The organism is Amycolatopsis sp. MJM2582 (assembly GCF_000754115.1).
GTDB lineage: Bacteria > Actinomycetota > Actinomycetes > Mycobacteriales > Pseudonocardiaceae > Amycolatopsis > Amycolatopsis japonica.
In genome coordinates this window covers 999,155-1,022,370 of sequence record NZ_JPLW01000002.1, presented here as the reverse complement: position 1 = coordinate 1,022,370, position 23,216 = coordinate 999,155, and the positions used below count along the sequence as shown (strand labels likewise).

Genomic DNA, 23,216 nt, shown 5'->3' with positions numbered 1-23,216 from the left:
CCGCTCGTCGCCGCCCTGCCCGGCGGCGACGAGTCTTCTCGACGACCCCATTTCCGGCGGGCGGCAAAGAGAAATCGTCTCGCTGAATCCGCCGATCCCGCCGTGTCGAAGCTTTGGGAAGGATCCCATGCTCAACGTGCTGGTCGCTGCCGTGACGCTGTTCTCCTCGGTCGTCACCCCGAACGCGTGGGTGCCGCCCCCGTTGCCGTCCGACAAGATAGTCATCGACGTCGTGACGGTCAACGGAACCGGATGCAAACCGGGTACGGCGGCCGTTTCCGTCTCACCGGACAACACCGCGTTCACCGTCACCTACAGCGAATACACCGCCCAGGTCGGCGTCGGCGCGAAACCGACCGATCTGCGCAAGAACTGCCAGCTCAACCTCTACGTCCACGTGCCGCAGGGATTCACCTACGGCATCGCGGGCACCGACTACCGCGGCTTCGCCTCCTTGGCCGCGGGAGCCACCGGACTGGAACGCGCCAACTACTACTTCCAAGGCAATTCGCCGACGTCGTACGTGAACCACAACCTCAAAGGCCCGTTCGAGGACAACTGGCAGTTCACCGACGACATCGAGGTCGGTGCCATCGTCTACAAACCCTGTGGTGAGGACCGGAACTTCAACATCAACACGGAACTGCGGGCCGCGGTCGGCACTTCCGATCCGAAGAAGACCACCAGCTTCGTCACCATGGACTCGACCGACGGTTCCATCAAGACCACGTACCACTTCTCGTGGAAGAACTGCCCGAAACCGAAGAGCTGACCGCTGAAAATCTCGTGAGTGGTCGCGGATGGTTTGAAGTACATGAAGGCCCCCTTCCTTGCGCTAGACGCAAGGAAGGGGGCCTTCATGTACTTGGCAAGGCGTGAAGGAGGCCTTCACAGCCTTGTTTTATCTACATCTGACCTGTGCGTGAGCGGGATTCGCTTCGTCCCAGGCCAGGTCGAGCGTTGTTGATGAAGGATTTGGGACGCTCACTGTCCCAAATCCTTCATCAACAACTCCAAACGTGGAGAAGCCAGGACGTACAACGCCCCGAACCCCGCAGGCTCGACCCACACCAGCGGACAAGCCAAAGACGAGTCCTCAAGGAGGCCTTCACGGACCGAGCACGAGACGTCACGACTTCCCGGAAGGCTCCGGATCCGTGGCCTCCACCCCGAACACCCGCCCCAGCGCGATCACCGTCTCGTCCAGGTGCCCGAGGCTCGTCAGCACCGAACGCGCCCGCGGATCGTCGATCCGGTCCGCCACCGGCGTCCCGTCGTCGCGGACCAGCGTCCCGTGCCCCGAACCGCCGGGATCACCGATCGCCTCCCGCAGTACGGCGGTGTTCGCCCGGATCCGCCCGGTGTACAGCAGCAGCCGGTCCGCCTCGTTGAGCAGCAGCCCCGCCTGCGAGCGGGCCGCGACGTGCCGGGCGCGGAAGGCGATCGTCTCCACCGTCGTGAGCACGTGCCAGCCGTAGTCGCGGCGGCTGCTGAGGTTCACCGGATGCGTCAGCGGCTCGATCGTCGTGCGGACCTTGTCCACCGCCCGATCGAGGTCACGCGACTTCTCGATGACGCTCACGTTCTCCGCACCGGACAACAGACCCGCGGTCTTCTCGACGAACTCGTCCAGTTCCTCCAGCAACGCCGAGACGTCGTCGAGCATCACCGCACGCGTGCGCACCGGCACGATCACCACCGCCGCCAGCACGCCGGCCGCCGCGCCGACGGCGGTCTCCGCGACCCGGATCCACAGCACCTCGAGGCTGAACGTCCCCAGCAGGCTGTACAGCAACCCGAGCATGCTGGTGATGAAGAACGCCATGATCACCTGTGACACCCGCGCCATGTAGACCATGCCGAACACGCACACCAGGATCAGCGCCAGTGTCGCCGGCACACTGCCCGACACGAGCAGCGTCAGCACCAGCCCGCCCACGATCCCGATCAGCGTGCCGCCGATCCGCCGGACCCCCTTGACGAACGTCGCTCCCGCGGTCGACGAGCCGATGAAGACCACGAACACGGTCAGCACCGCCCAGTACCACCGCTGGCTCGACACCAGCTCCCCGCCGAGCACGGCGAGCCCGCCACCGACGACGGCCTGGATGGCACTGCGCGTCTGGTTGTCGTAGGCGAACGCCGACGACTTCTCCTCGTCGGGATCCTCGGGATCGTCGACGGCATCGGAGACGTCGTGTTCGGCGACCCGCTGCGCGCGGACGTCGGCCAGCGCGAGTTCGGCGAGCGCACGCCGGACGCCGTCACCGGGCGCGGCGTGCTCGTCGATCCGGCTGCCTTCCACCAGCATCTTGCTGAACTCTTCGGTCTCGCTGATCAGCGGCAGCTCCCGCGGGTCGCGCTCGATCAGCGACCGGAACCGCCGCATCCGCGCGATCAGATCGTCGCGGACGTCGTCGTCGAGATCCTCGGCGCAGGTGCGCTGCACCGTGATCGTCAGCCACTGCACCGCCAGCTCGACCTCGATCGCCCGGCGGCGCAGCCGGTTCACCGAATCCGCGCCGGTCACCTCCGGCGCCGTGTCCTCGATGAGGAGCACGGACTCGTGCATCCGGGCGTTCGTCGTGCGGAGCCGCTTGCGGGTGCGCTCGCTGCCGCCGACCGCCAGGTGGTCCTCCGCGGCGCGCACCACCGCGGCGAGCCGGGCGCGGAACGCCCGCCGGATCCGCAGGAACTCCGCGTCGGTATGCCGGCGCAACAGGACGAACCGGACCACCGCGTTGGCCGCGATCCCGATGGTCAGCGCCAGCAGCAGTACCGGGACCTGCTTCAAATGGGTCTGCAGGAACATCGCGAAGAAGAACAGGAAGAACGACAGCGAACCCAGCGCGATCCCGCGCGCACCGAATCGCTGCGCGTAGACCGCGACGAAGATCAGCAACACGAACACGATGCTGTCCAGCGGCGGCACCGCCGAGCCCACACTCGCCGCGGTGAGCGACGCCGCGCCGAGCACCAGCCCGAGTATCAGCGTCACCGCCTGCTGCCCAGGGGTCTCGTCGTTGACGGTGAAGGCGGACGTCATCGCGGCGATCGCGGCGACGAGGATGACCGTGAGTGGCTGGTGGAACGGCAGGATGGCCAGCACCGCGACGACGATGCTGAGCACGGCCGAGAAACCGAGCCGGAGCCGGACCAGGCCGGGATCGGAGGCGACCAGACGGTCGGTCGTGGCCTGGGTGATGCGGGAGATCATCGGGCGAGCAGCTCTCCTTGGGCGAGGATGACCCGCCGGGCGGTGGACGAGGTGACGCGAAGACGGTATCGGGCGTGCCTCACCGGTCCGGCGAGGGCGAACGGCCGCGTCTGACGCCGCCAGCGGAACCGCTCGCCTTCCCGCTGGTCCAGCAGCGTCCAGTGCTCGCCGTCGTCGGAGCCCTCCAGCACCCACGAACGCGGGTCACCCCGTCGGCTGCCCGAGGTCAGCGTGTACATCACGACCTCACGCGAGGCGTCCTCGACCGGGAACTCGATGACGGGTTCGCGTCCGGGGAAGGTGATCTCGGTCTTGGTGGTGTCGTCGAACAGAGGGCCGTCGGCCACCGTGATGTCCGTGAGCGGGCCCGGGGCGGCGGGCTCGGCGGGGGAGCGACCCCATTCCGACGGCTGCTCGCCCATCGCGAACTTCAGCACCGCGCCCTCGGCCAGCACGGAATGCGACAGCGCGCTGCTGTCGTGCGGTCGCCCGTCGATCGTCAGCCCCTGGACGTACACGGTGTCCTCCGTGTTGCCGGGCGCCTCGATGACCAGGTCCTTCCCGTTCTCCAGACGGACGGTCACCTTCGTGAACAGCGGCGAGCCGATCACGTACTCGGGGCTGCCCATCGCCAGCGGGTAGAACCCGAGCGCGGCGAAGACATACCAGGCGGACATCTCGCCGTTGTCCTCGTCGCCCGGATAACCCTGGCCGAGGTCGCTCCCGACGTAGAGCCGCCGCAGGACCTCCCGCACGATCCGCTGCGTCTTCGACGGCGCACCCGCGTGGTGATAGATCCAGGGAATGTGGTGCGACGGCTGGTTGGAATGCCCGTACTGTCCCATCCGGACGTCGCGGGCCTCGGTCATCTCGTGGATCAGCCCGCCGTAGGAACCCGGTTTGCGGCCGGTCTCCGGGGTCGCGAAGAAGATGTCCAGTTTGGACTCCAGCGCTTCGGTGCCGCCGTGCAGCGCGGCGAGCCCGGCGCCGTCGTGGGGTACGGAGAACGCGGTGTTCCAGGAATTCGTCTCGGTGAAGTCGCCGCCCCACGCCTCGGGGTCGTAACCCGCGGCGCCGAAATGCCGGCTCCCGTCACGGTTGCGGCCCTGGAAGAACCCGATCAGGTGGTCGAAGTGGTTCGCGTACTGCTGCGAGCGCTGCCGGAAGTACGCGGCGTCGTCGCTCCGCCCGAGCGCCTCGGCGAAATTGGCGAGGCCGAAGTCGTTGACGCAGCCCTCCAGCGCCCACGACAGGCCTTCGTGGACCGACGTCGGCGTGAACCCGAGGAAGATCGACTCGTGCAGCCCCTTCCGGCCGACGCTCTGGCCGCTCGGTGTCACGGTCGCGTTCTTCAGCGCCGCTTCGTAGGCGGCCTCGACGTCGAAGCCGCGCACCCCCTTGAGATACGCGTCGGCGAATGCCACGTCGGAACTGGTGCCGGTCATGAGGTTGGCGTAGCCGGGGGAGGACCAGCGCGAGATCCAGCCGCCCTCGCGGTACTGCTGGACGAACCCGTCGATCATCCGCCCGCACCGGCCGGGGGTGAGCAGGGCGTACGCGGGCCACGTGGTGCGGTAGGTGTCCCAGAAGCCGTTGTTGACGTACATCTCGCCGTCCACGACCTTCGCGCCGGTCCTGGTGCGTGTGCTCGGCCACCACCGGCGGATCACCGGACTCGCGTGACGGACGCCCTTCGGCGTGTCCTCGTGCGCGGAGTTCGGATAGAGGAAGAGCCGGTAGAGGTTGGAGTAGAACGTCGTGCGCTGGTCCTCGGTCGCGCCCTCGATCTCGATCCGGTCCAGCACCTCGGACCATCGGGCGCGGGCCTGGTCACGGACCTGCTCGAAGCTCGTGCCGGCGGGGATCTCCTGGTCGAGGTTCCGTTTGGCCTGCGCGAGGCTGATCAGCGACGTCGCGATCCGCATCGTCACCTCACCGGCGGCGAATTCCAGGAACCCGGTCACCGTGCGCCACACCGGACGCCGGATCTTCCCGCCGCGTTCGGCCGGGACGTCGAACTCGGCGTACACGAACATCCGCCGCGCCCCGGCCGACAACCGGCTGCGGACCCAGGTGTGCCCGGTGAACACGCCGTTCGCCGCGTCGAGGCGCACACCGCCCCGGTTGCGGGCGTTGTCGAACAGCAGCCAGCCGCGATCACCCGGGAAGGTGAAGCGGAACAGCGCCGCGTGATCCGCCGGCGCGATGTCGGTGGTGACGCCGTTGGCGAACCGGACACCGTAGTGATGCGGCCGGTCGATCTCGTCGTCGTGGGAGAACGCAAGCGCGCGGCGGGACTGGTCGGCCTTCACTTCTCCGATGCCCGGCATCACCTGGAAGGTGTGCCGGTCGCCCATCCACGGGCTCGGCTGATGCGACAGCGCGAACGCCTGCAGCGCCGGACGGTTCTCGGCGTCGTTGTGCCGGTGGTAGCTGTAGATCCAATTGGTGGCGCTCGCGTCGGTGACCGGGGTCCAGAAGTTGAAGCCGTGCGGGATCGCCGTCGCGGGGAAGTTGTTTCCCCGTGAGAACTTGTCGCTGGAATGCGTGCCGCGGGTCGTGCGGACGTGGTCGACCGGCTCACGGATCTCGACCGTGCGCTCGGCGAGCCGGACGTCGTCCACCCAGCCCGCGCTCCCGGCGTCCGGCGGTTCGCTGACCAGGACGATCCGGGTGATCCGCCGTCCGGCGAACGCACCCAGCCGTCGGCGCACGAGATTCCACTGGTCCACGTACAGCGTTTTGCCCAGGCCCTGCTCCGTGGCGCTGAACCCGGCCGACGTCCCGTCATCGAACTCGACGTCCAGCGCCACGAAGGTGCTGCGATAGCCGGGCACGTCGGATTCGGCCTCGGGGAAGACCACATAGGACAGTTCGGTGTGGCCGGTGACCTCGACGTCCACTTCGAACACCGTCGCGCGCAGCGTGTTCTCGTAGCGGAGCGCGTGCACGCCGGTGAACCCGACGCCGGGCTTCGCCGTCGGCGACGAACGCGGTCCGGTGCCGACACGCAAGGCCGGATCCACCGGCTGCGGATCACCCGTTTCGAAGGAGGAGAAGAACCCGGTGATCGTCACCAGGCCACCGTAACTCCCGCGCGTGAGCCCGGCTCGGTGTGCCGCATCCAGAGGACTAAACGCGGGAGGAGAGGAACTCCTCGAAGGTGCCCACACCGGTCGCGTTCTCCGGGGTCAGATTGCCGCCCGCCCGGAACGCCTTGGCCGCCTTGCCCGGCAGCCACAGCGACACGATCGGCTTCCGGCGCCCGACGGAGCGCTGATACGCCTCCGCGAGGTCACGCGCGCTCCGCACCTCCGGGCCGCCCATATCCGCCACCCGCCCCGACGGCTCACCGGACGCCAGCGCGACCAGCCGGTCCGCGACATCGCCGGTGCTGACCGGCTGGAACCGGAACCCCGACGGCATGATCGTCACCGGCAGCCGCCGCTGCGCCGACGACGCCCGCGCGACGAGCTCGTGGAACTGCGTCGCGCGCAGCACCGTCCACGGCAGACCGGACTCCTCGATCACCTTCTCCGAGGCCAGCTTCTCGTTGTAGTAGAAGAACCGGATCACGTCGATGCCGACGATCGAGATGTACACCACGTGCGGATCGCCCGCCCGCTTCGCCGCCTCGACCAGGTTCCGCGTCACCTGCTCGTCGCCGCGGCCCAGCGTCGACGCGCAATGGATGATCGCCGACACACCGTCGACCGCCTCGGCGAGACCGTCACCGGTCTTCAGATCGCACCGCGCCCACTCGTGCCGCACGTCCGCGGGCCGCGGCCGCCTGCTCATGACGCGGACCAGCCGATCTTCAGCCGCCAGCCGCCGCACCACCTCGCGGCCGAGGTCGCCGGTACCGCCGGTCACCAGAATCGGGTTCGCCACCTTGGTCCTCCTTCTCGAGAGCGTTCACCCTCAAGAACCAGCCGGCCACCCGGAACGTGACAGCTGCCCCGACAGGAAGGCGAGTTTCTCCGGATTGCCGACCGCGCGCAACCCGCGGATCCGGCCGTCCACCACCTCGAACCCGAGGACGCCGAACAGGGCGCCACCGGCCGTCGCGACCACCGCCGGGCCGCCGTTGACCTCCAGGATCTCGATCGACACCTGGCCGGCGCCGGCGAACATCCCGGCGTACAGCCGCGCGACCTTGGCCGCGCCGTGCACCGGACGCCGCGCCGCGGTGACCTTGCCGCCACCGTCCGACCAAGCCGTCACGTCGGCGGCGAGCAGACTCTCCAAAGCGGGCAAATCGCCGTCCCGCGCCGCGGACAAGAAGCTCTCGACCAGCTTCTCGTGATGGCGCGGGTTCGAAACCCGTCGCTCGTCCGAGCGGTCCAACGCCTTTCGCGCACGGCTGTGTAACTGACGCGAATTGACCTCGGAGACGTCGAGGATCCCGGCGATCTCCCGATGGCTGTAGGCGAAGGCCTCCTTCAGCACGAAAACCGCGCGCTCCACCGGGCTGAGCTGTTCCAGCAGTACCAGCATCGCCAGCGACACCGAATCCCGCTGCTCCGCCGTCTCCAACGGACCGAGCACGTCGGTCGAGGTCAGAACCGGCTCGGGTAACCACGGCCCGACGTACCGCTCGCGCTGCGCCCTGGCCGACGTCAGCCGGTTCAGGCAGAGATTGGTGACCACCTTCGCCAGCCACGCCCGCGGCGAGCCGATCGACTCGCGCTCGGCGCCCGCCCATTTCGGATACGCGTCCTGAACGGCGTCTTCCGCCTCGGCGGCCGAACCGAGCAGGCGATACGCGAGCCCGAACATGGCGGGCCTCAGCCGCTCGAATTCCGTCGCGCTGTCCATCGTCCCCTACGAATCCCTCTTGAATCCACTGTGGACACCATCCTGCCAGGGGTACCGCTCACCGGGATTGCCGTACCTGATCGGCGCTGACGTCCACTGTGACTGTATCGGTACGAATGGAACGTCTGCGTCACCACCGAGAGAGGGGTCTGGAGTGACGTCACGTTCGTCGCGTTCGCGTGCCTCGCTGTGCGCCGCGACCGCCATCACCGTATTAGCGCTGGTCACGGCGCCCCAAGCCGGTGCGGCACCGGCACCGGGCGCCGTGCACACCACACCGGACAGATCCGGGAAGGACGTCGATGTCCGTGACACGGCGAGAACCAGTCCGCGCGTCCTGGCCGCGCGGGACCAGCTCGCGGCGTCGCGGGCGAACTCCGTCGCGACCGCGCGGGCGGAACTGGGCAACCAGGCCCTGCTCGACTTCGACGAGCTGACCGGCACGCCCCGGATCCTGGCCCGCACCGACGGTTTCCTCGCCGGACCGAGCGGCCGGTCGCCCCGCGACATCGTGCTGAACTATCTGCGGGACAAGGAAGGCCTCGTCGGCCTCAGCGCCGCCGACACCGCGAAACTGAACCTGCGCAAGGACTACGTCGACGTCGAAGGCACACACCATCTGTCGTTCACCCAGTCCGTCGGTGCGGTTCCGGTGTTCGGCAACGGGCTGAAGGCACACGTCACCAAGGACGGCAGGCTGATCCAGCTGGACGGCGCGCCCGTGCGCGACCTTCCCGCTTCGCTCGGCGCGGCGACGCTGGCCGCGCCCGGCCCCGACTCGAAGCAGGTCGCGTTCCTGACCGGCGACGGTATCCGTCCCGCCTGGTACACGCTGACCAAACCGGCCGTGGACCAGATGTTCCAGGAAGTGACCGACGCCGGCACCGGGAAACTGCTCTACCGCAAGAACCTGGTGAATCACGCCAACGACGCGGATGGCGCCAAGGGCCTCGCTTGGGAGGCTCAGCCCGGCCCGCAGAAGCAGGTAAACCTGAGCCAGAAGGGCTGGCTGCCCGCCGACGCCAAGACACTGGACGGCAACGTCGCGCACGTCGCCGGCGACGTCAACGGCGACCTGAAGTTCCAGCCACAGGAAGAAATCGGCCGGAACACCGACGGCACCTTCCGCTACAAGTTCAGCGACTTCAACGCCGTCGTCGGCCCGCCGTGCTCGGCGGCGAGACCCTGCTCCTGGGACCCGAAGACGCCCGGCTCATGGGCGAAGAACCGCGAGCAGAACGCAGTGCAGGCGCTGGCCTACGTCGGGAGCTTCCACGACCACCTCGCGTCCTTCCCGATCGGCTTCACCCGCGAGGCCGGGAACTTCGAGAAGGTCGACGGTGACGCCGTCCAGGTCCACACCCTGCTCGGCGCCCAGACTCCGGGCTACTACGACAACGCGTTCATGGGCACGCCGCCGGACGGCCAGCCGCCGACGATGGGGATGTTCCTGTTCCACGACCCCCGGGATCCGAGCGACCCGTTCCTCGCGGCGAACTCCGCGGACGACGCCACGATCATCCACCACGAGTACACCCACGGCCTGTCCAACCGGCTCGTCGTCGACGCGCAGGGCAACTCCACCTTGAGCTCGCTGCAGTCCGGCTCGATGGGCGAGGCGTGGAGCGACTGGTACGCCTTCGACTACCTCGTCGGGCGCAACGCGATCAAGGACACCTCGGCACCTGGTGAGCTCCTCGGCGGCGACTATGTCAGCAACGGCGTCCCGCTCGCCCGCACCCAGCCGCTGGATTGCCCGGTCGGCGCCGGCGCGCCGCAGTGCCCCGGCACGCCCGGAGCCGGTCCCGGCGGTTACACCTACGGCGATCTCGGCCGGATCATCGGTTTCCCGGAGGTCCACGCCGATGGCGAGATCTGGGCGAGCACGCTGTGGGACGTCCGCTCGGCACTCGGGGTGCAGCTGACGCGGGCGCTGGTCACCCGTGCGATGGAGCTTTCGCCCGCCGCGCCGTCGTTCCTGGACATGCGGAACGCGATCCTGCAGGCCGACACGGTGATCAACGGTGGCCGCGCGCACGCCAAACTGTGGAAGACGTTCGCCGCTCGCGGCATGGGTTACTTCGCCGCGTCGATCACCGGCGCCGACACCGCGCCCGCCGAGGACTTCTCCACCCCGCCGCCGGCAGGCACCCCGACCGGGACCGTGACCGGCAAGGTCACCAACCGCGACAGCGGCACCCCGATCGCGGGCGTCGCGATCCGGTTCAGCGGGCACGACTCCGGTTTCGCCGGTTCGCTGGCCGCCGTCACCGACGCGGCGGGCGGCTACACCATCCCCGGCGTGCTCCCCGGCACCTATCCGAAGGTCTACGCCTCCGGAGGCGGCGCGGACAGCGAAACCCGCGCGGTCTCGGTGCGGTCGGGAACCACGAAGGTCGACTGGGCGCTGCGGTTCAACTGGGCGTCCGGCGACGCGGGCGCCGGTGTCACCGCGTTCAACGGTGAGGACTTCACCCCGTACGGCTGCGGTCCCGGCGATCTCGTGGCCTCGTCGGTGCTCGGCGGTGGCGGCTGGTCGACCGACAAGGTCGTCGGTCCCGACGGCAAGATCGAGACGCGGTTCGTCACGATCAAACTGGGCAAACCGGTCAACGTCAGCGCCATCGAGATCGATCCGACCAATGTCTGCGGCGACGACCCGCCCGCCGCGGCCAAGGACGTCACGGTGGAGACCTCGGTCGACGGCACGACGTGGGTGCAGGCGGGCACCGGCGACTTCAAACCCGCCGACCTGAACAAGCTCACCGCGCTCCAGCTCGCTCCGGGCAGCGCGACCGGGGTGCGGTTCGTGCGGCTGACCGTCTCGTCCAACCAGCTGTCGTTCTATCCGGACAGGCCCTGCTCGCCGCAGCCGACGACGGCCGGGTGCCTGTACATGGACGTGCAGAAACTGGCGGTGCGGGGCGCCGCCGCCTGACCCGTCCACCGCACTCGCGTGATCGAAGGCGGAACACCGTGTTCGGCCTCCGATCACGCGAGTCACGCCTTTGTTCACGCCGCGCCTGTCCGTGAAGGCCTCCTTGAGGGACCCAGAGTCCCTCAAGGAGGCCTGCACGGACTTCGGACCAGTAGATACAGAGGAGAGGCGCGCCACCGTCACCCTTGCTCGCCCCCTCAAGTGCGTGAAGGCCCCCTTCCCTCGGCTCAGCCGAGGGAAGGGGGCCTTCACGCGCAGCCACTGCGACGGCTGGTGTTGCTGAGGCTGCGGATGGCGATCGCGTAGTTCGTGAAGGCCTCCTTGCCTACCCTGAAGGTAGGGAAGGAGGCCTTCACGGACTTTTGACCAATAGGTGCGTTGGCCCTCACCGTCTGTACCACTCACGAGTGCAGTAGGCTGGAGCCATCGGGGTAGAAACGTGCTCACCTCGCGAGCACGCGTATACGCGGTATCGAACGAACCGTCACTCCTTCTTTCCGAAGGAGTAGACCCTTTGCGTACCCCCGCTCTCGCCGAGAAATGGCCCGCGCTGGCCGGGCTCTCGGCCGTCTTCCTGTTCGAGATGCTCGACAACTCGATCCTCAACGTCGCGCTGCCGACCATCGGCCGCGAACTCGCCGCCTCGACGACGACACTGCAATGGATCACCGGCGCGTATTCCGTCGTGTTCGGTGGCCTCATGCTCGCGTTCGGCGCGCTGGCCGACCGGGTCGGCAGGCGCAAGATCATGCTCACCGGTCTCGTCCTGCTCGGCGTGGCGAGCCTGGCCACGATGGTCGTCACCGCCGCGTGGCAACTGATCGCCGTCCGCGCGCTCATGGGTGTCGCGGCCGCGATGACGACGCCGGGTTCGCTCGCCCTCGCGTTCCGGCTGTTCGACGAAGACGTGCTACGCGTCCGCGCGACCACGCTGATCTCGACGGTGGGCCTGATCGGTCTCGCCGTCGGCCCCACCGCCGGCGGGCTGGCGCTCACCGTCGCGCCGTGGCAGGCGCTGCTGCTGGTGAACGTGGCGGTCGCCGCGCTCGCGTTCCTCGGCATCCGCACCGGTATCCCCGCCGACGATCCCGCCGATCTGCACCGCGAACCGATCGACGTCGCGGGCGCCGTCCTGGGAACCGCGACGATCGTCCTCGCCTTGCTCGCTCCCACGTTCTTCGTCGAAGCCGGAACCTCCTCGGCTCTGCCGTGGGGCACCGCCGCGGCCGCCCTCGTCGCCGGAGCCTGCTTCGTCGTCCGTGAGAAGGCCGCCCGGCATCCACTGCTCGACCTGGCACTCGTCGCCCGGCCACTCGTGTCCAGCGGCCTGGCGTTGAAGGCCGCGGCCGGATTGGCGACCGCCGGACTGAGCTACCTCGTGACGCTGCATCTCCAGTTCGGTCTCGGCTGGGCGCCGGCCGAAGCGGCGCTGGGGATGCTGCCCCAGGTCGTCGTTCTCATCGCCGGCGGCGCCGTCATCAGCCCGCTGATCGCCCGCGTCGGGCTCACCAAAGCCGCCTGGCTCAGTGCCGCCGCCGTCGTGTGCGGACTCGCGATCTACACCGTGTTCGGCGGGCTCGGCTACGCCTGGATCGCCGTCGCACTCGCCCTGGTCGCGGTCGGGATGCGGGTGGTCGGCGTCGTCGCGGGCACCAACGTCATGCGGGGCCTGCCCTCGAACCGGACCACCATCGGAGCCGCCCTTGTCGACACCGCCAGCGAGGTCACGACCGGGATCGGTATCGCGTTGAGCGGCACCATCCTGGCGCTGGCCTTCCCCGGAGCGCTGACCGCGGCCCTGCACTCGGCCGACTTCCTGACGGCGACCACCTACGCGGGTCTCGCGCTCACAGTGCTGTCCGCGGCGCTGGTCGGGTTCGGCATCCTGCGCTCCCGAAACGCGTGAAGGCCTCCTTCCCTCGGCTCAGCCGAGGGAAGGAGGCCTTCACGCGCATACCGGAGGACTACAGCTTCGCGCACTGCCCGGCGGCTGGGCCGCGGACGGTGTTCTGCAGGTCGTAGTCCGTCGGAGCGGGGGAGTTGGCCGCGCACGCCAGGGGGCCGCCGATCGTGCTGGAAGTCAGCACCGGTCCCTTGTTGCCCGTCAACGCCACCGGCCCGCCGATCTCGGTCAGCTCGATCGAGACCGTCCCGGTCGTCCCGGTGATCGCCACCGGGCCGCCCACCTTCGTCCGGTCCAGCACGACCTGCGCCGCGCCGTTCGCGGTCACCGGACCGGAGATCGAGCCGCCGCGGACGATCAGGCTCGCACCCGCCGCGACCGACACCGGACCGGACACCGTCGCACCGTCCACACAGGTCACCCCGCTCTGCACGGTCAACGGACCCTTGCGCTCACCCGTGATCGTCTGGGTGCACGCCGCGTCGGATTTGCCCAGCACCTCGAACTCCGACAGCGACGCCTCGCCGCCCGTGGTCGCGGTGACCTCGAGCCGGTAGTAGGCGTAATGCGCCGGGTTCGCGATCTTGAACGCCCTGGTCTGCTGCCGCCACGAGAACTTCTGATCGGTCCGCTGATCCGCGACCGCCCAGGTCTTCCCGTCGTAGGAACCCTTCAGCACCCAGCTCTTCGCGTCGCCCGCGCCCTTGCCCGAAGTCAGCGTGTAGAAAGAACCCGCTTCGTTCGTCGAGGGCACCTGGTACTGGATCGGTGCCTTGACCTTCGCCTCGGTCCGCGACGTGTTGTCGAAGAACGCGGCGTCCCCGCCGGAGACCGGTTTGGTCAGGTCGTGCACCGGCGTCGGCACCGCGTCGCCCTTGGTGATCGACTTCGGCGCGTCGTCCGGGCCGGTGCCCCACGACGACGGGTTCGGACCCATGTCGAAGTCGAGCGTCCCGCCGTTCGCGATCGCCGAATGCGGCAGCGACGTCGACGTCTGCGCCTTGCCGTTCACCTTCAGGCCCTGCACGTAGACGTTCTTCGCGCTGTTCTTCGGCGCGTTGACCACGATCTTCTTGCCGCCGGGGAGGTTCACGGTCGCCTTGGTGAACAGCGGCGAGCCGATCGCGTAATCCGAACTGCCGACCTGAAGCGGGTAGAAGCCCAGCATGCCGAACAGCCACCAGGCCGACTGCTCGCCGTTGTCCTCGTCACCGCCGTAGCCCTGGCCGAGTTCGCTGCCGACGTACAACCTGGCCAGCGCCTCGCGGACCTTCGCCTGCGTCTTCGACGGCTGACCCGCGTAGTCGTACATATAGAGCGTGTGGTGCGCGGCCTGGTTCGAATGCGCGTACATGCCCATCCGCACGTCCCGGGCCTCGGTCATTTCGTGGATGACGCCGGGATAGGTGCCGAATTTGAGCCCCTGCTCGGGTTTGGCGAAGAATTCGTCCAATTTGGACGCCAGCCCCGCCTTGCCGCCGTAGAGGTTCGCCAGACCCTGTCCGTCCTGCGGAACCGAGAACCGCATGCCGTACGCGTTGGTCTCGGTGTAGTCGATACCCCAGACCTCCGGATCGAACTGCTCCTTGCTCCGGGTGAACTTGCCCGCCGCGTCACGGCCCTGGAAGAAGCCGACACTCGGGTCGAACACGTTCACGTACTGCGTGGCCCGCTCGGTGAAGTACCCGTAGTTGTCCAGGTACTCCTGCTTGCGCGGGTCGTTCGCCGGAGCCTCGTCGTAGAGCTTCTTCGACATGTTGGCGATGGCGTTGTCGTTGACGTAGCCCTCGATCGCCCAGGAGAACCCGTGGTCCGCGGTGTTCGGCGCGTACCCGAGGAACGTGCCCTCGTCGATACCCTTCCGCCCGACCGCGCCGTTCGGCGGGGTCACGGTGGCGTTCTTGATCGCCGAGTCGTAGGCCGACTGGACGTCGAATCCCTTGACTCCCTTGAGGTAGGCGTCCGCGAACGCGGCGTCAGAGCTGGTGCCGGTCATCAGGTCCGCGTAGCCGGGGGAGGACCAGCGCGAGATCCAGCCGCCGTCGCGGTACTGCTGCACGAAACCGTCGACGAGCTTGCCGGTGGTCTCCGGGCTGAGCAGCGAATACGCCGACCACACCGTGCGGTAGGTGTCCCAGAACCCGTTGTTGACGTAGAACTCGCCGTCGACCAGTTTCGCCCCGGTCTGGGTCGGAGTGTCCTGACCGGCCTTCGGCGACACCGGGCTCGCGTACTTCTTCACCGGCTTCTCGACCGAGCCGACGTTCTCGAAGCCCGAGTTCGGGTACAGGAACAGCCGGTAGAGGTTGGAGTACAACGTGATCAGCTGGTCCTTCGAGGCCCCTTCGACCTCGATGACCTTCAGCTTCTGATCCCACGCGTTCTGCGCGGCGTCGGCGACGGATTCGAGGGTCGCGTTCGGCGCGAGCTCCTGCTCCATGTTCTTCTTCGCCTGGTCCACACTGATCAGCGAGGTCGCGATCCGCATGTTCACCGTCTTGTCGGCGCCCGCGTCGAACTTGAGGTAGCCGAGGACGTTGTCCCGCTTCTGGTCACCTGAACCGGTGGACAGCTTCGAACCGGCGGTCACCGGCTTGTCGAACGTGGCGTAGACGAACATCCGGGTCGCACCGGCCGACAGCCCGCTCTTCACGTCGCTGTACCCGGTGATGGACCGGCCTGCCGGGTCGAGGGTGAGCCCGCCGTTGTTGTTGACGTTGTCGAAGATCAGGTTCGAGTCCGCGCCGGGGAACTTGAAGCGGTACAGCGCGGCGTGATCGGTCGGCGCGACCTCGGTCTTGATCCCGTTCTCGAAGTCGACGCCGTAGTAGTGCGCCCGCGCCGTCTCGTTGGAGTGCTTAAAGGGCAGCTTCCGCGCCTCACGATCGGGATTCGGCACACCGCTCGCGGTCGAGGGCAGGAACTGGAAGGTCTGCCGGTCGGCCATCCACGGGCTCGGCGCGTGGCTCGCGGAGAACGCCTGCAGCGCCGGGAGGTTCTGCTCGTTGTTGCGCGAGTGGTAGGAGTACATCCAGCTCAACGTGCCCGCGTCGGTCGTCGGGATCCAGAAGTTGAACCCGTGCGGCACCGCGGTCGCGGGCATGTTGTTGCCGCGGGAGAACGACCCGTTGGACAGCGAACCGCGCGTGGTCAGCACGTTGTCGGACGGGCGCAGGCTCGCCGGCGGCGTCGGGGTCGCCGAGACCTTGATGTCGTCCAGCCAGCCCTGCAGCGAACCGGGACCGTCGGCGTTGTCGTAGCCGACCAGGATCCGGTCGATCGTCTTGCCCTTCGCGACCACGCCGATCTGCGAGCGCACCAGGTTCCACTGGTTGGTGTAGAGCACCTTGCTCGCGCCCTGGCCCTGCGGGGAAAGACCGAAACCGTACTGGTCGACCGCGCCGAGATGGCTCAGGTAGGTGCCGTCGGTGAACGCCAGGTCCACCGCGACGTTCGTGCTCGGGTACTTCAGGTCGCCGCGGATGAATTCGGGCTGCACCTTGTACGACAGCTCCGAGGTCGCCGCCACCGGGATGTCGACGTCGAAGATCTTGTTGTACGACCAGCCGTGCCCCTGCGCCTTGTGGCTGCCGGAGTAGCGGAACGCGCGCAGGCCGGTGAAGCCGACCCGGTTCTTGCTGGTGTAGCCGCTGCCCGGACCGCTGTCGGTGAAGCTGCGCATGTTCGGCAGCGCCGGCGGGGCCGGGTCCTCGTTCGCCAGGAGCAGCTCCGAGAGCTGCATGATCGGGCCGCCGTTGTTCTTGGTGACGTCGAGCCGGAAGAACTTGTACGCGGCACTCGCGGCGGCGAGGCGGTACTCCTTCGTCTGGAACGGCTCGCTGAACTTCTGCCCGGTCTGCTTGTCCAGATCGGTCCAGGACTTGCCGTCGGCGGAGCCCTGAAGCGTCCAGTCCTGCGGGTTGCGGTTGTCGAAGTCGTTCGCCGAGGACAGCGCGTACCGGGTGATCGACGTCGGCTCGGACAGCGTGACCTGCGCCCAGCCGGTCGGGGTCCAGGCCAGCCACTTGGTGTCGGTCGAACCGTCGACCAGGTTCGCCACACCCTCGTTCGGGGTGTTCTCGCTGTTGGCGGTGACCTCGGTGACCTTGCCGCGGATGTCACCGGGGATGGTGGTGGCGTTCGCGCCGTCGACACCGAACGCCTTGGGCTTGCCGGACGGATCGACGTCGACGGTGTCGCTCCACGTCGGCTCCGGTTCGCCTTGTTCGAACGACGAGTAGAAATCCGGTGGGAGCTCTTCGGCCGAGGCGGTGGCCGGGAGGGCCACCAGCCCGGACGCCACCACCGTGGCACTCAGGAGGCCGCAGACCCAAGGTCTGACGCTTCGGGGCATCGTTGCACCAATGCTTTCTCGCGGGGGCATGCTGGGCGCCGACCAGGCAGGGGGACCGGTGGCGCCCAGAGAGAAAAGCCCGGCTGTGACATCGATGTCAAGACACTCGGACAAACCTGGCCCGAACTGGACAACCCGGCTGTCCAGAAACCCGGTGGACAACGGACAGAGCCGGGGCCAGGGTGAAGTGACGGCTGAAGTCGATCCGGGAAACTGGGGTGGGGACATGCGGCGGTTGTCCATGCTCGGCGTGGCGGCGCTCATCACGGCAGGCTCGATACTCACGGCTCCGGCGGCCACCGCCGGCGAAACGACGTTCCGCCCGATGCGCACCTGCGCCGACCTGGTGCGGACCTACGACGTTCCCGGCGCGACCACACACGTCGAGAGCGCGACCGTCGTACCGGCGACGGCGACCGAACCGGAGAACTGCGACGTCCGCGGCTACGTGGAGCCCGCGGTGCGGTTCCAGCTGCGGTTGCCGACCAAGACCTACACAGGCCGGTACCTGCAGTTCGGCTGCGGAGGCTTCTGCGGAGTGGTCACCACGCCGCCGTTCGCCGATTGCGGTCTCCCGCACGGCGGCGACGTCGCCGTGGCGGCCACCGACGACGGGCACGTCGGCAAGACCCCCTCCGTCGTCGACGACGGCAAGTGGGCCGAAAACGACCAGGCCGCCCGTGACGACTTCGCGTTCCGTGCCCCGCACGTGGTCTCGAAGGCGTCCAAACGGCTGATCACGGCGTTCTACGGCGCTCCGCCGAGGAAGTCGTATTTCAGCGGCTGCTCCGACGGCGGCCGCGAGGCGCTCCTGCTCGCGCAGCGCTATCCGCACGACTTCGACGGCATCGTCGCGGGCGCACCGGCCGGATACTGGGGGCCGCTGCTCGGCGTGTATCAGACCTGGCTCGCGAAGGCGAACACCGGCGCCGACGGCAAACCGATCCTGACCGCCGAGAAACTCCCGGCGCTGCACGCCGCCGCACTGTCCTCTTGCGACAAGTCCGACGGGCTGGGCGACGGTGCAATCGACGACCCGCGCACCTGCCGCTTCGACCCGGCCACGATCGTCTGCCCGCCGGGCACCGACAACGCGGGCTGTCTCACGCCGGCGCAGGTGGCCGCCACGAAGAAGATCTACGCGCCGCCGACCGACGAACGCGGCCGCAAGCTGTACCCGGGCGGCCAGACCGTCGGTTCCGAACTCTCGTGGTACGGCTGGATCATCCCGTCGCCGGAAACCGGCGGCATCGCCTTCGCGCAGGCACTCGCCGACAACTACCTGAAGTACATGGCCTACCCGATCGGCATGCCGCATTCGTCGGTCGAGAAATTCGCCTTCACCTCCCGTGAATTCGAACGTCTGACCCCGGAAGGCATCCGCTCCAACGCGATGTCGACGGATCTGCGCGAATTCCGTCGTGCGGGCGGGAAACTCGTGATCTGGCACGGCTGGGCGGACCAGGCGATCCCCGCCGCGGGCAGCATCGACTACTACGAGCGGCTCACCCGGGCCAACGGCGGCCCCGCCGCGACGCGGGACTGGGCCCGGCTGTTCATGGTTCCCGCGCTGTACCACTGCGCGACCGGCGACAAGCTGACCGAGTACGACCCGCTCAAGGAACTGGTCTCCTGGGTCGAGCGCGGCACCGCACCGGACCGGACGATCGCCACCGGCCGCGACGCCGACGGCAAGGTCTTCCGCACGCGGCCGGTGTTCCCGTATCCGCTGCAGGCCAAGTACGACGGCACGGGAAGCGTCGACGATGCCGCGAACTTCGTGCCCGTTCCGCCTTCGCGGCCTTCGCACGATCTCGTGAACTGGGCGGGGAACGGGCTGTACAACAAGCCGGGGCCGGTCGCTCCCTAGCCGCGCCAAATGTCATGAAAGGGCCGTTCAGGACGAAAAACGTCCTGAACGGCCCTTTCATGACATCCGGAAGCTAGGAAAGGACGCCGTCCAGCAGCCGGACCCGCCGGTCCGCGATCCGGTGCACCTCGTCGTCGTGCGTCGCCACGATGACCGCGGCACCCTCCTCGGCGCAGCGCCGCAACAGCCGCAGCACCCGCGGCGTGCTCCCCGCGTCCAGATGCGCCGTCGGCTCGTCGGTGAGCAGGACCCGGGGCCGCCCGCTTACCGCCCTGGCGAGCGCGACGCGCTGCTGCTGCCCGAAGGAGACTTCCAGCGGGTAGCGGTCGCCGAGGTCGCCGATCCCGAGTTCCTCCAGCAGTTCCGAAACCCGCGTGTGGATGTCCTTCGCGCTGGGCTTGGGGATGTCGGAGCGGAGCCGCAGCGGCAACGCCACGTTCTCCGCGATCGTCAGCTCGTTCGCCAGGCCGAGCGCCTGCGGCAGGACGGCGCAGGTGTGCCATGGCGGCGCGCCCGCTATCGGGACGCCGTCCAGCAGGACACTGCCGGAATCGGGCGAGTCGAAACCGCACAGCAGGGCCAGCAACGCGCTCTTGCCGGAGCCGGAGCGGCCGGACACGGTGACCAGCTCACCCGCGGCCACCCGCAGTTCGAGCCCGCGCAGGACTTCGACGTCCCCGCTGGGATGGGGGAACCGGCGGCGCAACCCGACGGCCTCGAGGGCGGGTTCCGCCATCACGGCACGACCTCCCGTTCTTCGACCTTTTCCAGTCTGCCCTTGTGCATCCGCGCCACCCGGCTGCCGAGTTCGATGAGCCGGTCGTCGTGCGAGGCGACGATGACGGCGAAATCCTGACCCGCCAGGTACTTCAGGGTGTCGAGCACGCGGTCGGCCGAGGCTTCGTCCAATTGGGACGTCGGCTCGTCGGCGAGTACGACGGTCGAGCGGCGAGCGAGCGTGCAGCCGAAGGCGAGACGCTGCTGCTGCCCACCCGACAGCGCGGAGATCCGCCAGCTGCCGGTCCCGCCGAGCCCCAGCTGATCGAGGATGTCGTCGGGCAGGCATTCGGTTCCGGCCGATTCCGCCGCCGCGCGGAGATTGTCGGCGACGCTCAGATACCCCAGCAGGTTGTCGGTCGGGTTCTGGAACACCAGGCCGAGGTGGTGCCGCCGCAGCGCCCGCCGGTCGCGATGCCGGAGCTTTCCGGTTTCGGTGCCCTGGAACGAGATCGTGCCCCGCACGGGTTGCTCGAACAGGCCGAGCGTCCGCAGCAGGGTGGACTTCCCGGAGCCGGACGGCCCCGCCAGCACGGTGATGCCGCGCGCCGGGATGTCGATGGTGACGTCGTCGACGCCGGTCACGGTGCCCGCCGGCGTCTGGTAGTCGACGCCGATGCCGCGGAGCCGGAAGATCGGTTTCTCAGGCACGGATCAACTCCGCGGTCCGGGCGGTGCGCACCGAGCGCATCGCGATCCAACCCGCCAGCGCCACGACGAGCACACCGACGGCGAGCACGGTCAGGGCGAGCGGGGTCGGGTCGGGCAGCGCCGATTGCGGCGGCAGGAACGTCGCCGGGTCGAAGCGCGGCACCGAAAGTCCCGCGACCGACACACCGCAGACGACGCCGATCACCACGGCGAGCCCGCTGAGCGCGCCCAGTTCCATCAGGTGACTCGCCAGCAGGGCGCGAGGCCGCATCCCCATCCGCAGCACCAAGGCCCCGGCCAGCGCGTTCTGGCGACGGCGGACTTCGACCGCGACCAGGAGCGACAGCACCGCCACCACACCGAGCACGGCACCCAGCAGGGCCATGAACGAGAACGTCCACGACACCACGTAGAACGGGAGCGCGTCGAGCGCGGATTCGCGGGTGACCCGGTTGACCGCGGTCATCACCCCCACGGAGGCCAGTGCCTCGGTCACCTGCGTCATCGACGAGCTGGACAGCAGGCTCCACTTGGGCACGGAGCGCAGCTGCGCCTCGCTGAGCGAATCCCTGGAGACCACGTACCCGGCCTTGGTGCCGATGATCGGGAACATCGGCAGCTCGCCGACCGCTCTGGCTTCTCCGAGACCGGCAGGCAGTGTGGCCTTCTGGGCGGGGTCGTTCCCGATCCGGATCGCGGGGACACCGGCGCCGGGGCTCGACAGGCCGCCCAGCAGCCGGTCGACCTCCGCTCCGTCGAGCGGGCCGAACGTGGCCGCCTGCCGGAACGTCCGCGGATCCACTACCAGCACGACGTTGCCCGCACCGGTCAGTTCGCCGACTATCGCGGTGCTGCCGGTGATCGAGTCGGGCAGCGCGACCTTGCCGGTGCCGACGACGCTTTCGGTGTCGACCCTGGTCTCGGCCCCGACGAAGATGGCGGACTTCGTCTGCAGCGCCTCCTCCTGGCCCCGGGCGATGCCGATCCCCGTGGCCAGCGTCCCGATGGCCAGCGTGCCGATCACGAGCACGCCGGTGACCGGGGCACGGGCGCTGGCGAGCCGCCGGATGGCCAGTTGCAGCGCGGGCCGGGACCACAGGTGCGCGCGATGCGACGCGTGCAGGGCGAGCCAGGCCAGCCGCGCGGCGACGATCCCGACGGTGAGCACGACGAACACCGGATAGGTGAGCGCGAGCGGGTCGACCTGCGGGAGCGGGTTGCCGATCCGCGATCCCTTGCTGTAGTCGACGAGCCGGTTCCAGCCGAGCAGGGCGACAGCGGCGGTGAGCAGCTCCCACGGGAAGAAGGCCAGGAGCTTCACCTTCTTGCGCCGCCCGGAGCGGACCCGGCCGAGTTCGAATTCCCGATGGGTGCGGACGGAGATCACGCCGGCGAGCAGCGTGAGCGAAACGAGCAGGATCGCGGCCGCGACGAGCGACCCCCACAGTGTCGCCCCGTCGTTCAGCTCACCCGGTGGTCCGTACACGCCGAGCAACAGCCGGGCCAGTACCGCGCCCGCCGCGCCGCCCGCCACGATCGGGAGCCCGAGCTCGGCCACCGCGAGCAGTCCGAGCGCTCCCGGGCCGCTGCCGCGGGCCGACAGCAACCTCAGCTGCGGATGCCGCCGCTGGTACCACTGCAGGGCGACCGTGCCGATCCCGGCGCAGCCGACCAGGATGCTGATGGCCGCGAGCGGCAGGATCGAGATCAGGACGTTCGATTCCGCCTGGTTGCTGATCTCCACGGAGCGCTCGAACGGCAGCGACCCGGTGATCGCGTCACCGAGGCCGCGCGAACCCAGATCCGCCTTGACCGCGGCGATGAGTGCTTTCCCTCGTTCCTGGAGATCCTCGGCCTCGCCCACGGTCTTGGGCGGAGCGCCGTAGAACGACATGTGGAGCGTCTTGATCGTCGGGATGTCCAGCGCGCGGACCGTGTCGTCGAAGGTCTTGCCGTCGTTGGCGAACATGACCGAGTCGAGCGGGTCGTTGGCGAGCCTGCTGACGACGGCGTTCCGCTGTTGCGAGCACCACCAGCGCGGCGCGGGATCGGGAAGGTCGCGGTACAGCCCCGTCACCGGCGGTATCGGGGTGCCCTTGATGCTCGGGGTGGCGCCGGGCTTGATGTTCTCCGCCCCGGCCACGACGGTGCCGAGCAGGAAGCCGGCGCCCGTCGATCCGCCCGCCACATCGAGATGGCCTTGAAGCGCCTGATCCCGATGAGCGAGGACGACCTTGTAGTTGGGGTCGCCGTTGAATTCGGTGCCGAAGAGGTATGGCGTGTAGCGGGAGGTGACCGGCGCGGGGAAACCGTGCGCCGGCGCGTTCCGGCGGACCGAATCGATCACCTGCGGAGCGACCGCGGCGGGGACGTTGTCCTTGCTGAACACGGGCCCGTAGTAGTCCGGGCACACGATGTCGGACTGATACGTGACCGCCGCACCGCCCGCGGCCGAGGCCTGCAGGACCGCTGCCGTGCCGAGGAAACAGGCCAGCAACGCGGTCACCGCGGCGATGATCAACGTCAGGGGACTGGTCAGTGCCGCCTTCGGAGCCGCTCGCCACGGCATTGTCACCCTGGGCCCGCCGGGAGCCCCCCACCTCACCCGCATGGATACGCACGCTACCGGTCGGGGCGCCCGGGCGACAGAAAGAAATCACCGTTTGTTGCTGACGTGAAGTAAGAGAT

General features: G+C 68.6%; 12 protein-coding genes. 4 read left to right on the top strand and 8 right to left on the bottom strand.

The features are described from left to right. Positions 1–127: 127 nt before the first annotated feature. Positions 128–772, top strand: coding sequence for a DUF4360 domain-containing protein (locus tag ED92_RS14930; RefSeq protein WP_037338235.1), 645 nt, complete (start codon positions 128–130; stop codon positions 770–772). A gap of 357 nt (positions 773–1,129) precedes the next feature. Here the strand turns inward: ED92_RS14930 and ED92_RS14925 are convergent, their stop codons facing one another. From ED92_RS14925 to ED92_RS14910, 4 genes are read right to left on the bottom strand one after another with little or no spacing between them, the layout of a single operon-like run. Next, entirely contained in the window at positions 1,130–3,217 is a 2,088-nt protein-coding gene (locus tag ED92_RS14925) for an FUSC family protein (RefSeq protein ID WP_152610932.1), read from the bottom strand. After that, positions 3,214–6,294, bottom strand: coding sequence for a GH92 family glycosyl hydrolase (locus ED92_RS14920; protein ID WP_037338232.1), 3,081 nt, complete (start codon positions 6,292–6,294; stop codon positions 3,214–3,216). The genes ED92_RS14925 and ED92_RS14920 overlap by 4 nt, the downstream gene beginning before the upstream one ends. A 55-nt stretch (positions 6,295–6,349) precedes the next feature. Then, complete coding sequence (locus tag ED92_RS14915; RefSeq protein WP_037338230.1) at positions 6,350–7,108, bottom strand: SDR family oxidoreductase; 759 nt, start codon at positions 7,106–7,108, stop codon at positions 6,350–6,352. A 30-nt stretch (positions 7,109–7,138) separates the two neighbouring features. Beyond that, a complete protein-coding gene (locus ED92_RS14910; protein ID WP_037338227.1) occupies positions 7,139–8,035 on the bottom strand; it encodes an RNA polymerase sigma-70 factor in 897 nt (298 codons plus the stop codon). Between the two features lie 154 nt (positions 8,036–8,189). On the opposite strand from ED92_RS14910, the gene ED92_RS14905 reads away from it, so the two are divergent. Both ED92_RS14905 and ED92_RS14900 read left to right on the top strand, forming a co-directional pair. Beyond that, positions 8,190–10,973, top strand: coding sequence for a M36 family metallopeptidase (locus tag ED92_RS14905; protein ID WP_052120567.1), 2,784 nt, complete (start codon positions 8,190–8,192; stop codon positions 10,971–10,973). 514 nt (positions 10,974–11,487) lie between these two features. After that, positions 11,488–12,879, top strand: coding sequence for an MFS transporter (locus ED92_RS14900; protein WP_037338224.1), 1,392 nt, complete (start codon positions 11,488–11,490; stop codon positions 12,877–12,879). Positions 12,880–12,937: 58 nt separating this feature from the next. Here the strand turns inward: ED92_RS14900 and ED92_RS14895 are convergent, their stop codons facing one another. Next, positions 12,938–17,230 carry a GH92 family glycosyl hydrolase gene (locus tag ED92_RS14895; RefSeq protein WP_037338222.1) on the bottom strand — a complete coding sequence of 1,431 codons (4,293 nt, stop codon included), beginning with the start codon at positions 17,228–17,230 and terminating at the stop codon, positions 12,938–12,940. Positions 17,231–17,456: 226 nt separating this feature from the next. On the opposite strand from ED92_RS14895, the gene ED92_RS14890 reads away from it, so the two are divergent. Then, entirely contained in the window at positions 17,457–19,100 is a 1,644-nt protein-coding gene (locus tag ED92_RS14890) for a tannase/feruloyl esterase family alpha/beta hydrolase (RefSeq protein WP_037338219.1), read from the top strand. Positions 19,101–19,173: 73 nt separating this feature from the next. On the opposite strand, the gene ED92_RS14885 is transcribed toward ED92_RS14890, so the two are convergent. Genes ED92_RS14885 through ED92_RS14875 form a run of 3 tightly spaced genes read right to left on the bottom strand, consistent with a single transcriptional unit; the run spans position 19,174 to position 23,097 of the window. Continuing rightward, complete coding sequence (locus ED92_RS14885) at positions 19,174–19,836, bottom strand: ABC transporter ATP-binding protein (RefSeq protein WP_037338216.1); 663 nt, start codon at positions 19,834–19,836, stop codon at positions 19,174–19,176. After that, on the bottom strand, positions 19,836–20,528 hold the full coding sequence (locus ED92_RS14880) for an ABC transporter ATP-binding protein (protein ID WP_037338214.1): 693 nt from the start codon (positions 20,526–20,528) through the stop codon (positions 19,836–19,838). Before ED92_RS14880 ends, ED92_RS14885 begins: the two co-directional genes overlap by 1 nt. After that, positions 20,521–23,097: an FtsX-like permease family protein gene (locus ED92_RS14875; RefSeq protein WP_081975798.1), complete on the bottom strand. Its 2,577-nt coding sequence runs from the start codon at positions 23,095–23,097 to the stop codon at positions 20,521–20,523. Before ED92_RS14875 ends, ED92_RS14880 begins: the two co-directional genes overlap by 8 nt. Between the last annotated feature and the right edge of the window lie 119 nt (positions 23,098–23,216).